Here is a 20,854-nt window from a genome sequence, read left to right on the forward strand (position 1 = left end):
TAAAAGCAAATGCTGATCATTTATCATTCTGATGATTGTGCATTTGCTTTTTTATTATAAATATCTAAATGCTTAGATTGTGTATTATTAGCTATTTCATCTTTAGGTAGTTCATTAGCTTTGTTCATATTTAATTCACGGATATCTTCATTTGAGGTTTTAGTTACGTTATCAATATGATGAGGATCAGTATCTAATACAGAACGACTCATATCGTTACCTTGTAAACTACCAACAAGAATAAAGATTAAATAACTAGAACACGCTAGCAATATGAATGCTAAATAAATGCTGACAGCGATTTTAACGGGTTTAGTCATCGGTTTGCTCATTGAGTTCCTCCTGAAATCATAGCTTTATTCATGTTTAAGGTAACATCAAAATTTTAATTTAGTGTAAATAGAGCGTAAATATTTGTTTACTTGTCAAAATGAAATTATCTCTGTCATAAATTAAAAAAATATATTATCATTTTAATTAATTCAATATTCAAAAAGTATAAAGATATTTACAAACATTAAAAACTTTTAACAATAAATTTACATTTTTAAAACTGACAATATATGTACGTGTTATCATACTTTTATTAGTAGTCATAGCTTATTATCTTTTTTAATAAGCGATTACTAAGAATGAAATTAAAAAGAAACTATTAATTTAATCTATATTAATAAATTTATTTTCTTCATTTTCAAAATACATAAATGTTTAAAATGGTTTAAACACAACTTAATATAAAATCAATCAAAGAGAGGGCACTATTTTGATTCTTATTATAATTTGTATCGTATTAATATTATGGCTAGGTATTAAAGAAAAGAAACGCCATAGTAATCGATTAAAGAAGATTCCTATACGAATCAACATTAACGGTATTCGAGGTAAGTCAACGATTACAAGGATGATTTATAGCGTATTAAGAGAGGATCGTTATCGCGTTATAGGTAAAACTACAGGAACAGACGCTCGAATGTTGTATTGGTTTACAGAGAAGGAATATCCAGTAATTAGGAAACCTCAAGGCGCAAATATTGGTGAGCAACGAGATATTATTCGTAAAGTAGTTAAACAAGATGCAGAGGCTTTAGTTAATGAATGTATGGCAGTTAATCCTGATTATCAGATTGTCTTTCAAGAAGATTTAGTTAAAGCGAATATTGGCGCTATCGTCAATGTAATGGAAGACCATATGGATGTATTAGGGCCAACGCTTCAAGATGTTGCGCAAGCTTTTACTGCAACCATTCCTCGTAAAGGGAAATTGGTTGTCATGAAAGATGATTATACTGATTTTTTTGCGAAAGAAGCTAAAAAACGTAAAACGGAATTAATAGTAGTAGATAAAGATAAGATTCCTGAATCATATTTAAGAAAATTCGACTATTTAGTCTTTCCTGACAATGTGGCTATTGTATTAGGGGTAGCACAAGCAGTAGGTATAGATAAAGATGTGGCTTTAAGAGGTATGTTAAATGCCCCACCTGATCCAGGTGCCGTTGAAATTAAATATTTTAATGCAAATAACACACAAAATGTATTTGTTAATGCATTTGCAGCAAATGAACCACAATCTACGAAAGCCATTTTAGATAAGGTGGAGTCTTATAACTATCCTTATACGAAAAAAGTAGTTATCTTAAATTGTCGTTCAGATAGGGTAGACCGCACACGACAATTTGCTGAAGACTTTATTGAAGAAGTCGACTTTGACACATTGATTTGTACAGGTAAAAGTACGCAGATGGTGACAGAAGTCATGCAACGTTTGCCAGAAAAGAAATATCTTAATTTTGAAAATCATGAATTTCGTGATATCGAAAAAGCTATTATGCAAGAATCACAAAATGCGCTTATTTTCTGCGTAGGTAATATTCATGGTCCAGGTGGAAGAATAGCAGAATTTATAGAAGGGATAGAATAAAATGATAGGTTCAGAATTATACTTCTCCTTATTTGTTGGCATTGTATTAAGTTTAATCTTTGCAGAGAAATTTGGAATAAACCCAGCAGGACTCGTAGTACCTGGTTATTTAGCACTTATATTTGATCAACCTGTTATGTTATTATCTGTGCTCGTTATTAGTTGTTTAACGTTCTTTATTGTTACATATGGTATTAGCAGATGGGTGATTTTATACGGACGACGTAAATTTGCAGCCATGATACTCACAGGAATGGTATTAAAATTTATCTTTGACTTAGTTTATCCATTAACACCATTTGAAACAGTTGAAGTTTCAGGTATTGGTGTCGTTATTCCTGGGATTATTGCTAACACAATTCAAAAACAAGGTGTCGTAATTACATTAGCTTCAACAATGCTATTAACATGTATTACATATGTCATCTTATTCTTATACAGCTTTATTAATTAATCGCGAGCAAGGAGCGTAAAGTAATGAAAAAGAAAAAACGGTTAACAGCGAGCGAATGGTTACTTAAGCAAACTAAACGTCATAAACGTCGTAACTTTATTTATACACTTATTGTTTTAATCATTGCAGTCGTTCTTTTAGTCTTTGCTATTCGTGCTGTAAAGGTTGAGCCAGTAGAAGTAATGCCAAAGTCTAATCCTAATGTCATTCGCAGTACATATTTAGGAAACATCACATTAAATCGACATATTAGAAAGATGAACCTTAACGATGTATTTGCTAGCTTGAATGAACCACTTCGTAATAGTGATTTTTCGACCGCATCACTTATTGTTAGTCCCTTTTCAAAAAATGCCACAGATAATCTAAATAAAAATTTAGACAATATTATGTTTTTGAAAAAGCAGAATATTAAGAGTGTGAATTTAATTAACAATACGATTGATAATGTGCAAGCACAAGATTTGAGTAAAAAAGTAGAAGCACAAACAGATTATAACTTCTTAACTGGAAATGGCTCTAATTTAATCAATAGTAAAACGGTGCAACAAAATGTTAAAGGGAAAAAGATAGCTAACGTTTCCTTTACAGATGTGGAGTCAAATTATGAAAATCCATTAAAAAATACGACATCAATTAGTTTAGATCCTAAAATCTTTGTTCCGTTGATTAAAAATTTAAAGGAAAGCAATGATTTAGTCATCGTCAATGTGGACTGGGGTATTCCAAATGAGCGAAATGTAACTGACCGTCAAAAGGTCTATGGACATGCTTTAGTCGATGCAGGAGCAGACGTCATTGTTGGTCATAATACAGTAGTACAAAAAGTAGAAAAATATAAAAATGCAAGTATCTTTTATAGCCTAGGAAACCTAACATCAGATTCATTCTTGTCAAAAAATCAAAAAGGTATGGTTGTTCAACATGATTGGGATGGACAACATAATAAGTTCCATCTTACACCTGTTCGAGGCGCAGACGGTAAAATTACTAAAGATAAGATGAATAGAATAGAAGAACAACGTTATTACAACAACATCAAGGATAAAACAATTCAACTGAAACAGGAGAATGGAGGATATACCTATGAATATTAAAAAGCATTGGGTAGGTATCTTAACGACCATCATCATCGTAGTGATCTTATTGATGGTTACTTTTGCGAAAGCGAATGAAGGCCTTGATCAATTTGAGAAGAATGATTTAAAAAATATAACGGAGCAATATTTATCTAAAGGGGCCAGTTAGTATGAATATCTATAATAAAGTGATGCTCACTATTATTTTAATAGTGACAATTCTGATTTCATTTACATTTTATTATTTTAAAAAAGAAGATAAGCCTGATAAAGACACTTTATTTGAGAATAAAATTGCAAATCATAAATCCTCTGGCGATAATAAGACTTATGGCGTAGCATCTAATAATGCCATTGCAACAAGTGTAGGTAATAAGATTATTGAAGACGGAGGTAACGCTGTTGACGCTGCCATAGGTGTTTCATATGCACTTGCAGTGACAGAACCCCATTCATCAGGTTTAGGTGGCGGTGGTGCTACTTTAACCTATAATGGTAATGATGGCGAAGAACCAAGAATTTATGAATATAAGACCATGTCTTCATTTAATTATAAAAAGGGTGATGAAATAGGAACACCTGGCTTTGTGCAAGGGTTACATGATATGCATGAACGCGAAGGTAAAATGGATGAAAAGAAAATCCTTAATTATGTCATCCCATTAGCAGAAGATGGTTTTGAAGTTGATGCGGAATTAGAACGTAGTTTAAAATTATTTGGTTCTGATATTGATCGCGACTCTCCCTTCTTTAAAGGTAAACGTACTGTAAGAGAAGGTGATGTTGTAAAACAAGAAGCCTTAGCTAAAACGTTAAGAAAAATTCGAGATAAAGGCACTGACTATTTCTATAAAGATATCGGGAAAAGCATTTCGAAACAAATTGATGGTGAACTAAATGAAGATGACTTCAAAGCATTTAAAACAGAAGAAAAGAAACCAGTCAGTACGAAATATTTAAATAATACTGTGTACTCAGCATCAAATCCACTCGGTGGAACATTGATGTTACAAGGACTTAAAATTGATGAAAGTTTAGATACTCAAAATGATCGTGCTAACTTTATTTCAGGTATTATCAAATCACGTGATGTGATGTATCGTAATAGGGATATCGTTAATGGTCAAGAAGCAAGTAGTGATACACATCTATCTGATGATTATCTATTGAGTCGCTTGAATAGTATTAATTCTAGTTCAAATGTTAACAATGGAAGTGACTTCAATACACAACAAATCAATAACACGAGTACGACGCACTTTGTAGTCATCGATAAGAGCGGTAAACTCGCAAGTACAACGAATACATTGTCTAGTTTCTTTGGTTCAGGTAAGTTTGTTAAAGAAGGATTCTACATGAACAACTCATTAACCAACTTTTCTAATGACCCTAATAGTCCTAACGTCGGTGATAAGCATAAGGCACCACGTTCTTATACAGCACCAACCATCGTAGTCGGTCCTGACTTCTACATGGGTATTGGTACGCCAGGAGGAAATAAAATCCCGACGTTGATTAATGAAGTTCTTATCGATTATTTAAGAGGAAATGGCACGTTACAAGAATCCATTGATAAACCACGTTTTTATAATGATGGTGGTACTATCTTTTATGAAAATGCCATGGAAGAACAAGATATCAATGAATTTAAAAATCTTGGTTACGGCGTTGAAGAAAAACGTAATGACCCTAACTTTGGTAGTGTCCAAGGGGCGATTTACAATAAAAATGATCACACTGTAGAAATTGGTCATGACGTTGGTAACAGATAATTTTAAAAATTTAATGTAGAATCAGTACATGAGGCTGGGACAAACTAAATTGTCTCAGCCTTTGTTTACGTACGTTAGGTATTAATTTTTTAGGATCAAAAGTAATCAATGTAGTAGCAACTATTGAAATTATAGATAAAACCGATATGATAAAAGGGTAGGTTAAAGGAATTAATTTTATTTTTATAAAAAGTGAAAACAAAATGTATTGATTGAATAGAAGTATATAACGAATTGATAAACAAAGTAAGTAAAGGGTGGGCAGTCATGAAAGAAGTTGTGTTAGGTATAGATTTAGGTACAAGTGCAGTAAAAATTATTGCAGTGACTCGACAAGGAGAGGTGGTTGCATCAACAAGTGAACCACTTACATTGATTCAAACGCGTCCAGGGTACAGTGAACAAGACCCTAATGAATGGTTTGAAGCGGTTAAACAAGGTATTAAGCACCTCAATGAAGCATCAAACATGTCGGATTATGTGGTGAAAGGTATTTCATTCTCAGGCCAAATGCATGGGCTAGTCGCACTGGATGCCAATCATGCGCCAGTACGTCATGCCATATTATGGAATGATACACGTAACTCTGAACAATGTCGACAAATCAAAGAAGTCTACGGAGAACGTTTAAACGGTAATCCTATTCTTGAAGGCTTCACTTTGCCTAAAATGTTATGGATGAAACAACACGAACCTGATATTTGGAAGCAAGTAGATGTCTTTGTATTACCGAAAGATTATGTGCGCTATTGTTTAACTGGCCAAGTGCACATGGAATATTCAGATGCAGCAAGCACATCACTACTTAGTCCGCAAACGCATGATTGGACACGCGACGTTGGAGATCACTTCGGTCTTGGGGACATTTATCCTCCTTTAGTTCGTTCAACAGGCTATGTTGGAGATGTGCGTCCTGAATTAGCGCAAGAGCTTGGTTTCACTGAACAAGTGAAGGTCTTTGCGGGCGGTGGAGATAATGCATGTGGTGCTATCGGTGCTGGTATTATTAATGATAACGATACACTATGCAGTATTGGAACTTCTGGTGTCGTTCTTAATGTTGAAAAAAATAGCTACACTGAATATCGTAATAATATTCATTTCTTCGACCATAGTGTGCCTCAAACTTTTTATGCGATGGGTGTAACATTAGCAGCAGGTTATAGCCTTAGTTGGTTGAAGAAGACATTCTTCGAGAATGAGTCATTCGATGATATTGTGGCACAAGCTAGCACTTCATCTGTTGGGGCTAACCGTCTCTTATTTGCACCTTACTTAGCTGGAGAGCGTATACCTCATGGCGATCCATTTATTCGTGGCAGTTTCATTGGAATTAGTGGTAGCCACACAAAAGCTGACTTTGCGCGTGCCGTACTTGAAGGTATTACGTATTCATTATATGACTCTATTCAGTTGATACGAGAAGCGGGTAAAGAAATTACACACGTAACCTCTATTGGTGGCGGCGCGAAGAGTGCATTTTGGTTACAAATGCAGGCTGATATATTTAATGCTACTATTCGAAAATTAAAACATGAAGAAGGACCGAGCATGGGAGCTGCAATGATTGCAGCATACGGTTTAGAGTGGTTTAACTCATTTGATGAATGTGTCGAACAATTTATCGATATCGAGCGTACCTTCGAACCAAACGAAGAACGTCACCGTCAATACGAAGCATATTATCAAATCTACCAACAAATTTATCAACAAACGCATCAATTAACAGAGGACTTATTAAAAATTGAAGAATAAAATCTAAATTAATATCAAAAGAGAAACGAGCTTGATGATAAAGTTCGTTTCTCTTTTTTGATACTTGAAAGTCCGCTATTCAAAATATTAAATTTAGAATGATTTTATCTACAGAAAATAAATATTTGTAAAATAAATTTTTGAGGCAAATGGATAGGAATAATTTATAAATAAAAATTTCTATTTTAAACGCTTATTTTATATTGACAAAAATATAAAATAAGCGTTTAATATCACTATAAAATATAATCCTTTAAGACATCATGAATATGTTCCAACTACGAAAGGATGAATGATATGTTAATCAATAAGCAAGAACTTTATGAAAGTGTTTGGCGTAATCATTTAAGAACGTTTGCCTACATTAATGAATTAGATTATGAGGCATTACAGACAACCTTACACAAGCATGGCATTCCACTACCAAACAATGACCAATTAGAACAGCACATTTTATCTCCTACGCAGAAATTATTTTCATTAGATGATCCTTCCTTACTCGTTTCTTTGAAAGAAGAACCACCACTTAATCACACACTCGACGATTTATACTTTCTTAATGTGTATCCTCAAACAATACATGATCAGATCATTACTTCTTATTATTATCTTCAAAGTATTAACTTAAAATCTAAGACACTGCAAAAACGCAACTTTTCATTTACAGATTCCCAAATTAAACCACTTCTAGAAAATTTAAATATCAGTGCTTCATTGTATTCAAATTTTCTTCTTTTATTTAAAGTACTTTGTACACATCTTCAAAAAGAAAAATTTAAAATAAAGATTAAAAATGATATTTTATATTGTGAATTAGAAGATTATAAAATAGAGCTTTCGTTAAGTACATTAACTTCGACACATAATAATGAAAGTGTATTAGAAGCACATCTTAGCGCTTACTGTAAATATGCCCCTACAATAGAAATAGGTAAATCTTTAAATCATCAATCTTCTAAACAATCCTTTTTATTAGAATTATTCCTCATCATACTTAAATTTCCTGAAAGTTTAATTTTAGAAGAGTACCGCCTAACTAAACATAATTTATTGCTTTCTCAAAACTTAAAGTCATGCGTCAATCTATATCCCAAACAACCTCTGTTTAATTTCGATACCTTTAAACAACTTATTATTTCCTATAAACGAGACAATGTACAACATTCTTTCTTAGAGTGGTTGCAAACGACTCACTCACTTAACTTAATTCCTCGAGATACTGCATTTCAATTATATAATCAACTTTTCAATAAAAATTATAAACCGACAGAATTTATAACTAAGCGTCAATATCATGAATTAATTGAAATACTGGTGGGAGCTTCGTCATAAATCTATATTATCTCATTAGACCACCTCCATAGTCTTTCTATTACAAAACGAGTTAAATAAAGAGTGAATTAAATTAATAAGTAATTGGTAAAATTTGGTATAATGTAATAACACTTATGTTAGACCATTCATTAAGTTAAAATATTTATATTAAAAAAACGAAATGATTAAAAATGTAGCAAGTGTGTGAAACTAAAATCTTAAAAGATTTTAGTTTCTCGCTTGCTATTTTTATGTGAGCAAAATAATAGTATCTAATCTAAAATGACGTTACGGTGTAAATGCATTCAAAGATAACTACATAATTTATGCATTGTTACAAATATTTTGGGATTGGGATAAGTAGTTTACAAAGTTACTTTTTACAGTGTAAAATGTTAACAATTAATCACTTGTTAACAATTTTTAGCAAAATTAAAATATTTTGTTCCTCAAAAAGTTTCTAAATATGATTTATTTCACAATTTAGTCTTGTTTAACTCTTTAGATGTATTGAAATCGTTTTCCAATGGGTGTACCATAATCATGGTTAACAAATAAATAGAAAGAGGTTTTGGGGAATGAATATTATTTTAGGAGTGGGCACCCTTGTATTAGTGCTTATCGTTATGACGCTATTCTTAAACTTTGCGCCATATGGTAAACAAGGACTACAAGCATTATCAGGGGCTGCTTGTGCAACGTTTTTACCACAAGCGTTCTTAAGTTACGCTATTGGTGGCGTATTTCATATCCAATTTTTTCAAACAATTGGTGATTTAGTAGGAAGTTTAGCGGGAGTAGCAGTTGGGATTTTAACATGTATAAATCTTGGCGTTTCACCTGTATTTGCTGTTATTGTAGGGTTAGTACTACATGATTTCAAATTATTACCAGCTTTCATTGCAGCTTACTTAATTGCATTCGGAATTAAATTTATCGAGAAGAAAGTTCCGGAAGGTTTAGATTTAATCGTTGTTATTTTATTAGCACCAGCGATTGCATTCGGATTAGCGAAAGTGATTAGCCCAGGAGTTATGGCTATATTACATCAAATTGGTGGCGCGATTACTTCTGTAGGTGCTAGTCATCCATATGCATTAGCCGTTATTTTAGGACTAGTAATTCCAGTAACAGGTATGACACCATTAAGTTCAATGGTATTAACAAGCTTGTTAGGACTAACTGGAATTCCAATGGCGATTGGTGCATTAACATGTACTGGTTCTTCATTCGTAAACGCTGTATTATTTAGCAGACTTAACATTGGTGGTAGTAAATCAAAAGCATTTGCTGTCTTCATTGAACCATTAACACAAATCGATTTAATTGCTAAATATCCTTTACAATTATACGGAACAAATGCCATCATCGGTGTGGTAAATGCATGTATCGTAACATTTAGTGGACTAGTAATAAATGTTAAAGGTATGGCAACACCAATCGCAGGTGCAATCGTATTATTCGGCTTTAATAATGCGACTAAATCAATTCTTACAATTATTGCAGTTGCAATCACAAGTGTGATTTTAGCATTTGTTTTCAGTACGTTAATCAAAAAATTCAATTTAATGAATATGAGTATGAAATTGCCTAGTAAACAGAAACAACCTAAGGAGAGTGTTTAATAATGGTTACTAAAAAAAACTACGATTATCAAAGTGCATTTGATATCATCGGCCCTGTCATGATGGGACCTTCAAGTTCTCATACAGCAGGCGCTGTTAAAATTGGAAATGCTGCCTATTCAGTATTAGGCAATATGCAACCTGAAAAATTAACAATTCACTATTACGAATCTTTCGCAAAAACACACCAAGGTCACGGTACTGACTTAGCAGTAATCGGTGGTTCAATGGGTTATAGTACATTTGACAGTCGTATCAAAGACTCTATAACGATTGCAAAAGATCAAAATATTGATATTGATATTATAGAAGAAGACGGCCCAAGCATTGGTGAGCACCCTAACTGTGCTTACTTAATCGCTGAAGCTAATGGTCGCCATATTGAAGTTATCGGTAACTCAATTGGTGGCGGTACAATTAAATTAAAAAGAATTAGTGTTGAAGGACTAGAAGTTAACTTTAACCATGGTTTACCTATCTTAGAAATGGACGGCAAAATTGGCAAATCAGAAGTCAATCATTTCTTAAATGATATTAGTGAACTTGGTGCATCTATTGATGAGGAAATGATCGAAACGGGCAAAGATCATAGTTTAGCGGTATTACCATTAACTAAAGCATTACCTGAATCAACGTTAAATCAAATTAAAGAAAAATATAGTCACTTAAACATATCCTATATAAAATAGAGGGGGATTAAAGATGTTTGATTCAATTAGAGAAACTATAGACTACGCAGTTGAAAACAAAATGTCTTTCGCGGATATTATGATTAAAGAAGAGATGGAGCTTTCTGGTAAATCTCGCGAAGAAGTTAGAGAAACAATGAAACAAAACTTAGAAGTTATGCGTGACGCCGTGAAAAAAGGGACAACAGGCGACGGTGTTGAAAGTGTAACAGGTTATACAGGTCACGATGCGGCAAAAATTCGTGACTATAATGAAAATAACTATGCCTTATCTGGCTATGAAATGATGGAAGCTGTTAAAGGTGCCGTAGCAACAAACGAAGTTAACGCAGCGATGGGAATTATTTGTGCTACACCAACAGCAGGTTCTTCAGGTACTATCCCTGGTGTGTTATTCAAATTAGAAAAAACACATAATTTAACAGAAGACCAAATGATTGACTTCTTATTTGTATCATCATTATTCGGTCGTGTTGTAGCAAACAATGCAAGTGTTGCTGGTGCTACAGGAGGTTGCCAAGCGGAAGTTGGTTCTGCATCAGCAATGGCAGCAGCGGCAGCAGTATCAATCACAGGTGGCGAACCAGAAGCATCAGGTCATGCAATGGCATTAGCTATCAGTAACTTATTAGGTCTTGTTTGTGACCCAGTTGCTGGATTAGTTGAAATTCCATGTGTAATGCGTAACGCAATTGGTTCTGGTAACGCATTAATCTCAGCTGACTTAGCATTAGCTGGCGTTGAAAGCAGAATTCCTGTTGACGAAGTGATTGAAGCAATGGATAAAGTAGGTCGTGGCTTACCAGCAGAACTTCGTGAAACTGGACTTGGTGGTCTAGCAGGCACACCAACAGGCGAAGCAATTAAGAAAAAAATCTTCGCTGCTGAAGAAAATCCAGTTAAAAACTAAAGTATAATCAATTCAAATAACTCACCATTCTCGAATGTGATGAATCCATTCGAGGATGGTTTTTTTATTTTTTTTTGAAAAGGCAGACCCAATATATAAAACTTTAATAATAATTTACAGAAAATTAAAAAAGTTATTGCAAAATTTCACCTCCGTGTATAAAATAACTCCAAAGGGGCTGATGGTATGCTTAGATTAAGTATCATCTTTTTAGTATTCGTCATTAACACAACGATTACACATTATTTCACAGTTGAGGGAACTTGGGAGAATCTCTTATTTGAATCAATGTCATTAAGCATGATTTTAGTATTTCTGTTTCATTATGTGAGTTTTGTTATTGAAGAGAAAAAGAGGAAAAAAATAGAAGAATTAAAAGAAAGATTTTATACATTTCAAAAACAAGTGGAACAAGAACAAGTGGACGAATAATCGTTCACTTGTTTTTTAGTTCTAGAAAATATGTGACATAAACTATTTATCAAATAAGTCATATTGATAAAATGCAAGATCAAGCCAACGTTCAAATTTATATCCTACATTTTTAATTGTACCTGCATGAGTAAATCCGAATTTTTCATGCAATTTAATACTACCTTCGTTTGAAGCATCTATTCCTGCCACGATAGTGCGATAATTTCTTTGTTTGGCATCTTCTATCAGATGACTTAGTAGTTGCGAGGCAATGCCTTTTCCACGATAATCCTTATCAACGTAAATCGAATGTTCAATTGAATATAGATATGCTGGCCAATTTCTAAACTGTCCATAGGTCGCAAAGCCAACTACTTTCTTATTTATTTCGTAAACAAAGACAGGCTCGTTCGCGAGTATCTTAGCTTCAAACCAAGCTTCACGTTCTTTCATCGTTTGTGCGTCATATGTGTAAACTGCCGTAGTATTTAAAATTGCATCATTATAAATCTCTAATATTGCGGGTGAATCTTGTCTTTCAGCGTTTCTAATCAAATTGCCACCTACTTTAGTATTTTTTCTTATTTTAAAAGTTTGAACCTATACGAGGCAAATGTTTGTAATTAAACCTTACACTCAAATAGAGAAATTAAATTAAAATAGTGATTTAAAAGTGATATACTATGAGCAAAGAACGACTAGCTTAAAGGAGCCCCACATAATGAAAAATTGGACAAGTCATTTAATGACAATTATAGGCGTCATTTTAATTCTAGTGGCAATATATTTATTTGCTAAACCACATATAGATAATTATCTGCATGAAAAAGATAATGATAATAAAATTGAACAATATGATAATGATGGTAAAAAAGAAGCGTCGAAAAAGGAGACACCAACCATTCCTAAAGATAAATCCAAAATGGCAGGTTACATATCCATTCCAGATGCAGAAATTAAAGAACCAGTCTATCTTGGCCCAGCTACACCAGAACAATTAAATCGTGGTGTAAGTTTCGCAGAAGAAAATGAAAAATTAGACGATCAAAACATCTCAATAGCTGGACATACCTTTATTGACCGTCCACATTATCAATTTACTAACTTAAAAGCAGCCAAAAAAGGAAGTAAAGTTTACTTTAAAGTAGGCAATGAAACACGTAAATATAAAATGACTAGCATCCGCGACGTCAACCCAGACGAGGTTAAAGTGTTAGATGAACATAAAGGTGAAACCAACCAATTAACCCTAATCACTTGCGACAATTACAACGAACAAACAGGTGTCTGGGAAAAACGCAAAATCTTCGTCGCCAAACAAATAAACTAATATTTTAATTTCCTTTTACTTTATCAATGAGTAAGAGGATTTTTATTTTCAGTCACTTATTCTTATAAGGATAAATACACCAATAATTAGTTTTAATCACTGAATTTAATTTCTAAATATGAATATAGTTTCAACCTTATTTACTAAACTTTAATCACAAAAATGGGATAGCTATAATTAATTTAAATAAGACGTTAAATTCAAGGGGGAACCTTTATGGTTAAGGCAATTGCTGTGGATATGGATGGCACATTTTTAGATTCGAATAAGGAATATGATAAAGACCGTTTTGAAAGAATCTTTCAAGAGTTAAAGCAACGTAACATAGAATTTATTGCTGCAAGTGGTAACCAATTTGCGAAACTGAAATCAATATTTGGGGAAAGAGATATGTTCTTTATTTCTGAAAATGGGGCAGTCATTTATCATGGGACAGACTTATACAATTATCGTAGTTTTAATCAAGATGATTATACCGAAGTAGTCAATTATTTAAATACTGAAAGAAACATTGATGAATTTATCGTATGTGGTTTGAAAAGTGCATATATTTTAAAAGATACAAGTGAGGCTTTTAAAAAAGATGCGCATTTCTATTATCATCAATTAGAAGAAATTGACTCATTTCAACCTTTACCAGAGGATGAATATGTCAAAATCGCTCTAAACATTAATCGTGATACACATTTAACATTAGATACTGATTTAGAGAAAAAGTTTAGCGATACTATTAAACTTGTTTCAAGTGGTCATAATAGTATTGATATTATCATGCCTAACATGACGAAAGGACAAGCATTAAAACGATTATTAAGTGAGTGGAATATGGATGCGTCAGAGTTAATGGCATTTGGAGATGCGAATAACGATAAAGATATGCTTGAATTCGCAAAATACAGCTATGTCATGGCAAATAGCCAAGATCAATCTTTATTCGATATTGCAAGTGCTGTAGCACCGAGTAATGATGAACAAGGTGTTTTACAAATTATTGAACAAGAAGTATTAAAATAGGCGAGAAAAAAGCTGAAGTCTCAAAGAATTGAGAGTTCAGCTTTTATAATTTATTGAGTATTATCTTAGTTTAATTGAGTGTCACATTTACCTGTGTTGATAACAGATAATGCAGCGTTTAATCCACCCTCAACTAAGTTTCTTACAGCTTCATCTGAGAAGAATGCGATGTGAGGTGTAACTAAGATATTTTCATTTTCAATTAATTCTAATAATGTTTTATCTTCAATTTCTTTATTAGTCCAGTCATAAGTGAAGTAGTCTGCTTCATTTTCATAAGTATCGATAGCAGCACCTGATAATGTACCGTTGTTAACTGCTTTAATTAATTCAGGTGTATCAATTACAGCACCACGAGCAGCATTAACTAATACAGCACCTTTTTTCACTTTAGAGAACATGTCAGCGTCGAATAAGTGGAAGCTTTCTTTGTTTGCTGGTACGTGTAATGAAATGATATCTGCACCATCAATTGCTTCTTCAACTGAATCTTTGTATTCTAAGAAATCTAAAGAATTGTTTGGATAAGCATCGTAACCTACGATTTCAGCGCCGAATCCAGAATAGATTTTACCAGTAGCAGCACCGATACGACCAGTACCAATAATAGCAACTTTCATGTTTTTAACAGGTGTAGACATAATTGGTGTAGCCCACTTGAAATTATGTTCTTGAACGCGTTTTTCAATAGCTGGGAATTTACGTACTAATTGTAATGCAATTGATACTGAATATTCAGCGATTGTTTCAGGTGAATAACTTGGTACGTTAGAAATCACAATACCATGTTTTTTAGCAAGGTCTAAATCGTACATATCGAAACCAGCTGTACGTTGAGCAATTTGTTTAATACCATATTTTTCAAGTTTAGGATAAACTGAATCTGCTAATTTACCAAATTGCATTGTAGTTACGCCATCGAAACCTTCTAATTGATCTACAGTATCTTCGCTTAGAATGTCTTCAGAAGTTACAACTTCAACGTTGTTAGCTTTACCCCAATTTAAAGCGTCATTTTTCTCGTAGTCACGAGTTCCGAAAAACATAATTTGTGTCATTATAATAACCCCATTTCAGATAGTAATAATATATTAATAAATAAATAAGACTGAAGTTGTCTATAGAAATGTATGTGTAATTAAAATAATGATTGGAAACATCTCTATTACTTAACTTACAAATACATTATATTGTGAATTAATTCACAAATCAATAGTTTTTAGCAATTTTTTGTTTAAAATGTTAAAAATTTCACATAAAAAAGTCTTTTGGGATTAATTTTCAAATAATAAGAAAGAAATTTGTAAGCTAATATCTTTAGTGTGAAGGGTGAGTCATTTATAATTTGAGTGATACTAAACTTAGGAGGATATGTTTATGAGTGAAATGCAAGATACGATTCTAAAGGCATTCAATTTTAGACATGCAACAAAAGAGTTTGATTCAGCAAAGAAAGTGAGCGATTCTGACTTTGATACTATACTTGAAACAGCAAGATTATCGCCAAGTTCATTAGGTTTAGAACCATGGCGCTTCGTCGTAGTTCAAAATTCAGAGTTACGTGATAAATTAATTCCGTATAGTTCAGGTGCTCAAAAACAATTGAAAACGGCTAGTCATTTCGTAATTATCTTAGCCCGTAAGAATGTAACTCCTAGTTCTGATTACGTTCAATCAATCGTTAAAAATGTTAAAAAATACGAAGAAAGTACGTTACCTGCGTTTAATGATAAAGTAAATGGATTCCAGACTAATTTCCATATTAATGATAATGATCGTACATTGTTAGATTGGGCGAGCAAACAAACATATATTGCCTTAGCTAATATGATGACGTCTGCAGCATTGTTAGGCATTGATTCATGTCCAATGGAAGGTTTCGACTTAGACAAAGTCACTGAAATCTTATCTGAAGAAGGCATTCTAAATACTGATGAATTTGCGCCTTCAGTGATGGTTGCATTCGGTTATCGTAAAGAAGAGCCTAAAGAGAAGGTACGTCAATCTGCTGATGACGTCATTCAATGGGTTGAATAATTTATATATATTTAAAAAAGCTATCTATTTCAAGTGGATGAAATAGATAGCTCTATTTATTTTACAATACTTGTTATTTGTTCTTCATATTTTTACGACGTAATAAAAGTAAAGAAGATCCAAATATTGTAGTAAGAATGCTTAATAAAATATTATTATTTTGTTTAGTTTCTCCAGTTAAAGGAAGTTTATCTTTTGTGTCTGCAATCTTATCTTGATGAGTGTTTTTATGATGGGATTGCAAGTGTTTTTCATTTGAACCATTAGTATTGCTTATTTTATGAGCATGTTTAGATTCATGGCATTTTTCTGATGTATTCGGTTTATTTGGCGTTTTAGATTTATCTGGTGTTTTAGATTTATCTGGCGATTTAGGTTGCTCTGGCGATTTAGGTTGCTCTGGCGATTTAGGTTGCTCTGGCGATTTAGGTTGCTCTGGCGATTTAGGTTGCTCTGGCGATTTAGGTTGCTCTGGCGATTCAGGTTGCTCTGGCGATTCAGGTTGCTCTGGTGTTTTAGATTTATCTGGTGTTTTAGGTTGTTCCGGCGATTTAGGTTGTTCTGGCGATTTAGGTTGTTCTGGCGATTTAGGTTGTTCTGGCGATTTAGGTTGTTCTGGTGTCTTAGGTTGTTCTGGTGTCTTAGGTTGCTCCGGCGTCTTAGGTTGTTCCGGTGTTTTAGGTTGTTCAGTTACTTTAGCTACAGCAACATCAGCATAATCTTCGTTATCAGCTACTTCATATAAAACAGATGAATTTGCACCTGATGCAAAAGTCATCCAATAATAAAAGCTAGAATGACTAATATCATTACCAATTAATGTCCAATCATGTAATTTTTTGGTTACACCTATTGATGGTTCAAGATATAATCCGTTTTCATCAAAATCATCTTCATGAATGTATTCAGGATGCTCTATAAATGTATATGAAGAAAGTCTACTTTTTTCATCTTGATTGAAAAAAGTTGATATATGATGTCTAAAATTATCTAATGGTTGCGATCCATTTTCAAAACAATCAATTGGATAATTTTCCATTATTGATTTCCATCTTATTCTAGCATCGAGTGGCAGATAAGGCGTTTTTTTAAATTGTTCTTTAGTGATATCAAAGCTAACATTTAATCCTATCGATCCATCTATTAAAGTGCTTACACCATATGATTTAGCATAATCGGGATTATAAGTTCCGCCACTAAAATAATTGTTAGATTCATCATATTTTATTACTGATGAAGGTAATTCATTCTTACCTGCATTTTTCAATTTCAAATATTCTTCATATGTAGGGATGAGATTAAATTTATTAGTCTTTTTATAGTCTTCTTCAGAGATTTGACCTAAAGTTAAATTAACATTATGAGGAACTAAGGTTTTTTCTTCTCGTGTACCTATGAGTTTGAATTGCACATTTTGAACAAATTTAGGTACGGTTATTCCAAAAGTTTTACCTGTTTGCATATGATCACTTGATTTGATAGGACTTAAAGATACAGTGAAATTATAATTTACATTACCATCATCTTTAAATGTGGATAAGCCTGGTGTGACATCAACACCACCACCTATAGGCAAAAGAGAACTCACATCCCAATTAGGGTTTTTTGGGGGACGTTGAAATCTATTTGCATTTATAAGATGTTTTTGCTGATTATTGTTTATCGGTGATAGATTAGAATCTGAATTAGTTGTTTCTGTATTAGTATTATATGAATCTGATTCGTTATTGTTATTATCTGTATTAGCATTATATGAATCTGATGTGTCTTCACTATGGTTTATAGATTGAGAATTATTAGTAGAATTCAATTGGTCATTATTATTTAATTCTTTATCGTTATTGGCTGCATTAGCAGATGAATCTATTAGAGGGGCTGATTGATTAGTTTCATTAGTTTGATTGTTATCATTTGGATTACTTGTAGATGATGAGTTAGTAGGTAAAGAATTGTTAGTATCATTTAATTCTGAGGCATGGGCGACTGAGTCCACCCCGATAAACAATATACTACCTAAAAGTATTGAGCTAATTCCTATAGTGAACTTACGAATACCAAAACGTTGTTTATTATTGAAAACCAATAAAATCACTCCTTAATATAATGAGATTTATTTATATAAAATTTTTATAATATGTTTAAAATAATCATACACTATAGCAGTGCGTGAATAAACGAAGTGTAATAAAAAAATATTTTTATAATTTTTGTAAATGATTTTAATTGCATGTATTTTTGAAGTGAATTTCAAAAATATGTAGACTAATAAATTTTGAATATTTGATTTAGTTGTTTCAAGTCATCGTAGTGAAACATCTTAAGGTAAACTTCATCAGTAAGCTAAAATTGTTATTCAATGGGTTTAACGTTTAGTGAATAAAATTTATATGAGCGGGTAAAATAAATATATAAACGATGAAACGAAATGAGTTCGAGCAACTTGTTTCGTTTATTCTTAAATTTAGAGTAAAATAGATGCAGAATGAGTAAACGCTTACATTCTGTGTATCATGTTATATAAAGCTATTCACAAACATTTTTAAATACATTTAAAAAGGATGATGACTATGGGTAAAGTTAATGTTAGAGATTTTATCGATGAGAAATATGATTTATTCATTAATGGAGAATTTCAACCTAGTGAAAGTGGAGAAACATTAACAGTGACAAATCCTGCTAATGGTGAAGATTTAGCAGAAGTAGCTAAAGCGAATAAAGCTGACGTAGATAAAGCAGTTCAAGCAGCTCATGATGCTTTTGATAGTTGGAGCAAGATTTCTAAAGAAGAACGCGCAGACTATTTATTAGAAATTAGTCGTCGTATTCATGAAAAAGCTGAACACTTTGCGACTATCGAATCATTACAAAACGGTAAACCTTACCGTGAAACATCAACAATTGATATTCCTCAAGCTGCGAACCAATACAAATATTTTGCAAGTGTATTAACAACTGACGAAGGTACTGTTAATGAGCTTGATGAAAATACAATGAGTTTAGTTGTTAATGAACCAGTTGGTGTGGTAGGTGCCGTTGTAGCATGGAACTTCCCATTCTTATTAGCATCATGGAAATTAGGTCCAGCATTAGCTGCAGGTAATACAATCGTAATTCAACCATCATCATCAACACCATTAAGCTTAATCGAGCTTGCAAAAATCTTCCAAGACGTTTTACCTAAAGGTGTTGTAAACATCGTAACAGGTAAAGGTTCAGAATCAGGTGACGCCATCTTTAATCATGAAGGTGTAGATAAATTATCATTCACTGGTTCAACTGATGTAGGTTATGGTGTTGCTAAAGCAGGTGCTGAACGTATCGTACCAACGACATTAGAACTTGGTGGTAAAAGTGCAAACATCATCTTTGACGATGCCAACTTAGACCAAGTGGTTGAAGGTGTTCAATTAGGTATCTTATTCAACCAAGGTGAAGTATGTAGTGCAGGCTCTCGTTTATTAGTGCAATCTTCAATTTACGATACAGTAATGCCTAAATTAAAAGAAGCTTTTGAAAATATTAAAGTCGGCGACCCATTTGATGAAGACGCGAAAATGAGTGCTCAAACTGGTCCAGAACAACTTGAGAAAATTGAAAGCTATGTAAAATTAGCTGAAGAAGATAGTAATGCAAACATCTTAACTGGTGGACATAGAATTACAGACAACGGTCTAGATAAAGGTTATTACTTCGAACCAACAATTATTGAACTGAAAGACAACAGTCATCAATTAGCGCAAGAAGAAATCTTTGGTCCAGTGCTAGTTGTTGAAAAATTTGAAGACGAAGAAGAAGCGGTTAAAATTGCGAACGACTCAGAATATGGTTTAGCAGGTGGTATCTTTACTACAAATATCAACCGCGCTTTAAATGTATCAAAAGCAATGAGAACTGGTCGTATTTGGATTAACACTTACAACCAAATTCCAGCTGGTGCACCATTTGGCGGATATAAAAAATCAGGTATCGGTCGCGAAGTATACAAAGATGCAATTAAAAACTATCAACAAGTTAAAAATATCTTCATCGACACTAGCAACCAAACAAAAGGTTTATACTAAAATAGATAGATCATAAAAAACAGGGCGTTCTAAGCGCCCTGTTTTTTTATGTCTAAATATGATTATTTTTAGTATTTTAATTAATGATAATATTGATGTAAATATTTTGTTTTATATATTTAATTGTAAAATTCCTAGTGATAAAATAAGATATGAAATAAAAGGGAGGGATAATACTTATGAATTTAGAAGAAAAATCGTACGTTGAACAACAAGTGGCTAACCGTTCAAAAACAATGCTTGTCTCTTATTTATTATGGTTCTTTTTAGGGAGTTTAGGTGTACATCGTTTTTACCACGGTAAAATAGGTACAGGAATAATAATATTATTAATAACATTTTTTGTTACTTGGTTTACATTTGGGGTTATTACAGCCATTTGATTAATTGTTGATGCATTTTTAATTCCAGGATGGGTTAGAGATGATGAAAATAGAGTGCGTCAACAAGCTATGCAAGAAGTTAATTTAATGAAAAAT

Annotated in this window: 20 protein-coding genes; 16 read left to right on the forward strand and 4 right to left on the reverse strand. The window is 32.9% G+C overall.

Annotated features, from left to right (window positions below):
- Nucleotides 1-23: 23 nt before the first annotated feature.
- Nucleotides 24-332: a hypothetical protein gene (locus LIX58_RS06500; RefSeq protein WP_226386184.1), complete on the reverse strand. Its 309-nt coding sequence runs from the start codon at nucleotides 330-332 to the stop codon at nucleotides 24-26.
- 431 nt (nucleotides 333-763) lie between these two features.
- Here LIX58_RS06500 and pgsB point away from each other — a divergent pair, with 431 nt between their 5' ends.
- The 11 genes from pgsB (at nucleotide 764) to LIX58_RS06555 (ending at nucleotide 11,951) form a co-directional block, all read left to right on the forward strand.
- Nucleotides 764-1,921 (forward strand): poly-gamma-glutamate synthase PgsB, encoded by a 1,158-nt coding sequence (gene pgsB, locus LIX58_RS06505; protein ID WP_126565488.1) that lies wholly within the window; start codon nucleotides 764-766, stop codon nucleotides 1,919-1,921.
- A gap of 1 nt (nucleotide 1,922) precedes the next feature.
- Nucleotides 1,923-2,375: a poly-gamma-glutamate biosynthesis protein PgsC gene (pgsC, locus tag LIX58_RS06510; protein WP_126565489.1), complete on the forward strand. Its 453-nt coding sequence runs from the start codon at nucleotides 1,923-1,925 to the stop codon at nucleotides 2,373-2,375.
- A 23-nt stretch (nucleotides 2,376-2,398) separates the two neighbouring features.
- Nucleotides 2,399-3,472, forward strand: a complete 1,074-nt coding sequence (locus LIX58_RS06515) for a CapA family protein (protein WP_154837340.1) — start codon at nucleotides 2,399-2,401, stop codon at nucleotides 3,470-3,472.
- Nucleotides 3,462-3,623: a hypothetical protein gene (locus LIX58_RS06520; RefSeq protein WP_168210221.1), complete on the forward strand. Its 162-nt coding sequence runs from the start codon at nucleotides 3,462-3,464 to the stop codon at nucleotides 3,621-3,623. The genes LIX58_RS06515 and LIX58_RS06520 overlap by 11 nt, the downstream gene beginning before the upstream one ends.
- 1 nt (nucleotide 3,624) lies before the next feature.
- A complete protein-coding gene (locus LIX58_RS06525) occupies nucleotides 3,625-5,226 on the forward strand; it encodes a gamma-glutamyltransferase (protein ID WP_226386185.1) in 1,602 nt (533 codons plus the stop codon).
- Between the two features lie 267 nt (nucleotides 5,227-5,493).
- Complete coding sequence (gene xylB, locus LIX58_RS06530; RefSeq protein WP_154837336.1) at nucleotides 5,494-6,981, forward strand: xylulokinase; 1,488 nt, start codon at nucleotides 5,494-5,496, stop codon at nucleotides 6,979-6,981.
- Between the two features lie 297 nt (nucleotides 6,982-7,278).
- Nucleotides 7,279-8,313: a hypothetical protein gene (locus tag LIX58_RS06535; protein ID WP_154837334.1), complete on the forward strand. Its 1,035-nt coding sequence runs from the start codon at nucleotides 7,279-7,281 to the stop codon at nucleotides 8,311-8,313.
- 560 nt (nucleotides 8,314-8,873) lie between these two features.
- Complete coding sequence (locus tag LIX58_RS06540; RefSeq protein ID WP_154837332.1) at nucleotides 8,874-9,920, forward strand: PTS sugar transporter subunit IIC; 1,047 nt, start codon at nucleotides 8,874-8,876, stop codon at nucleotides 9,918-9,920.
- 2 nt (nucleotides 9,921-9,922) lie between these two features.
- Entirely contained in the window at nucleotides 9,923-10,609 is a 687-nt protein-coding gene (locus tag LIX58_RS06545) for a serine dehydratase beta chain (protein ID WP_154837330.1), read from the forward strand.
- A 13-nt stretch (nucleotides 10,610-10,622) separates the two neighbouring features.
- Nucleotides 10,623-11,519 (forward strand): L-serine ammonia-lyase, iron-sulfur-dependent, subunit alpha, encoded by an 897-nt coding sequence (gene sdaAA / locus LIX58_RS06550; RefSeq protein WP_154837328.1) that lies wholly within the window; start codon nucleotides 10,623-10,625, stop codon nucleotides 11,517-11,519.
- Between the two features lie 186 nt (nucleotides 11,520-11,705).
- Nucleotides 11,706-11,951, forward strand: a complete 246-nt coding sequence (locus LIX58_RS06555; protein WP_154837327.1) for a hypothetical protein — start codon at nucleotides 11,706-11,708, stop codon at nucleotides 11,949-11,951.
- A gap of 42 nt (nucleotides 11,952-11,993) precedes the next feature.
- Here the strand turns inward: LIX58_RS06555 and LIX58_RS06560 are convergent, their stop codons facing one another.
- A complete protein-coding gene (locus LIX58_RS06560) occupies nucleotides 11,994-12,488 on the reverse strand; it encodes a GNAT family N-acetyltransferase (RefSeq protein ID WP_226386186.1) in 495 nt (164 codons plus the stop codon).
- Between the two features lie 166 nt (nucleotides 12,489-12,654).
- Between LIX58_RS06560 and srtA the strand changes: the two genes are divergently transcribed.
- Nucleotides 12,655-13,263, forward strand: a complete 609-nt coding sequence (srtA, locus tag LIX58_RS06565; protein ID WP_154837323.1) for a class A sortase SrtA — start codon at nucleotides 12,655-12,657, stop codon at nucleotides 13,261-13,263.
- Between the two features lie 216 nt (nucleotides 13,264-13,479).
- Nucleotides 13,480-14,277 (forward strand): Cof-type HAD-IIB family hydrolase, encoded by a 798-nt coding sequence (locus tag LIX58_RS06570; protein ID WP_154837321.1) that lies wholly within the window; start codon nucleotides 13,480-13,482, stop codon nucleotides 14,275-14,277.
- 65 nt (nucleotides 14,278-14,342) lie between these two features.
- Here the strand turns inward: LIX58_RS06570 and LIX58_RS06575 are convergent, their stop codons facing one another.
- The gene (locus LIX58_RS06575) at nucleotides 14,343-15,335 is read right to left on the reverse strand and encodes a D-lactate dehydrogenase (RefSeq protein ID WP_226386187.1); all 993 of its coding nucleotides are present in this window, start codon (nucleotides 15,333-15,335) and stop codon (nucleotides 14,343-14,345) included.
- Between the two features lie 319 nt (nucleotides 15,336-15,654).
- Here LIX58_RS06575 and LIX58_RS06580 point away from each other — a divergent pair, with 319 nt between their 5' ends.
- On the forward strand, nucleotides 15,655-16,314 hold the full coding sequence (locus tag LIX58_RS06580) for an NAD(P)H-dependent oxidoreductase (RefSeq protein WP_154837317.1): 660 nt from the start codon (nucleotides 15,655-15,657) through the stop codon (nucleotides 16,312-16,314).
- Between the two features lie 73 nt (nucleotides 16,315-16,387).
- Here the strand turns inward: LIX58_RS06580 and LIX58_RS06585 are convergent, their stop codons facing one another.
- On the reverse strand, nucleotides 16,388-18,397 hold the full coding sequence (locus tag LIX58_RS06585) for a YSIRK-type signal peptide-containing protein (protein WP_226386188.1): 2,010 nt from the start codon (nucleotides 18,395-18,397) through the stop codon (nucleotides 16,388-16,390).
- Between the two features lie 484 nt (nucleotides 18,398-18,881).
- On the opposite strand from LIX58_RS06585, the gene LIX58_RS06590 reads away from it, so the two are divergent.
- Together LIX58_RS06590 and LIX58_RS06595 are read left to right on the forward strand one after the other, a co-directional pair.
- Complete coding sequence (locus tag LIX58_RS06590; protein ID WP_226386189.1) at nucleotides 18,882-20,375, forward strand: aldehyde dehydrogenase family protein; 1,494 nt, start codon at nucleotides 18,882-18,884, stop codon at nucleotides 20,373-20,375.
- A gap of 179 nt (nucleotides 20,376-20,554) precedes the next feature.
- Entirely contained in the window at nucleotides 20,555-20,758 is a 204-nt protein-coding gene (locus LIX58_RS06595) for an NINE protein (protein WP_226386190.1), read from the forward strand.
- Nucleotides 20,759-20,854: the final 96 nt, after the last annotated feature.

Source organism: Staphylococcus sp. Marseille-Q1834 (assembly GCF_916858875.1).
In the GTDB taxonomy this organism is placed as follows: domain Bacteria; phylum Bacillota; class Bacilli; order Staphylococcales; family Staphylococcaceae; genus Staphylococcus; species Staphylococcus pragensis.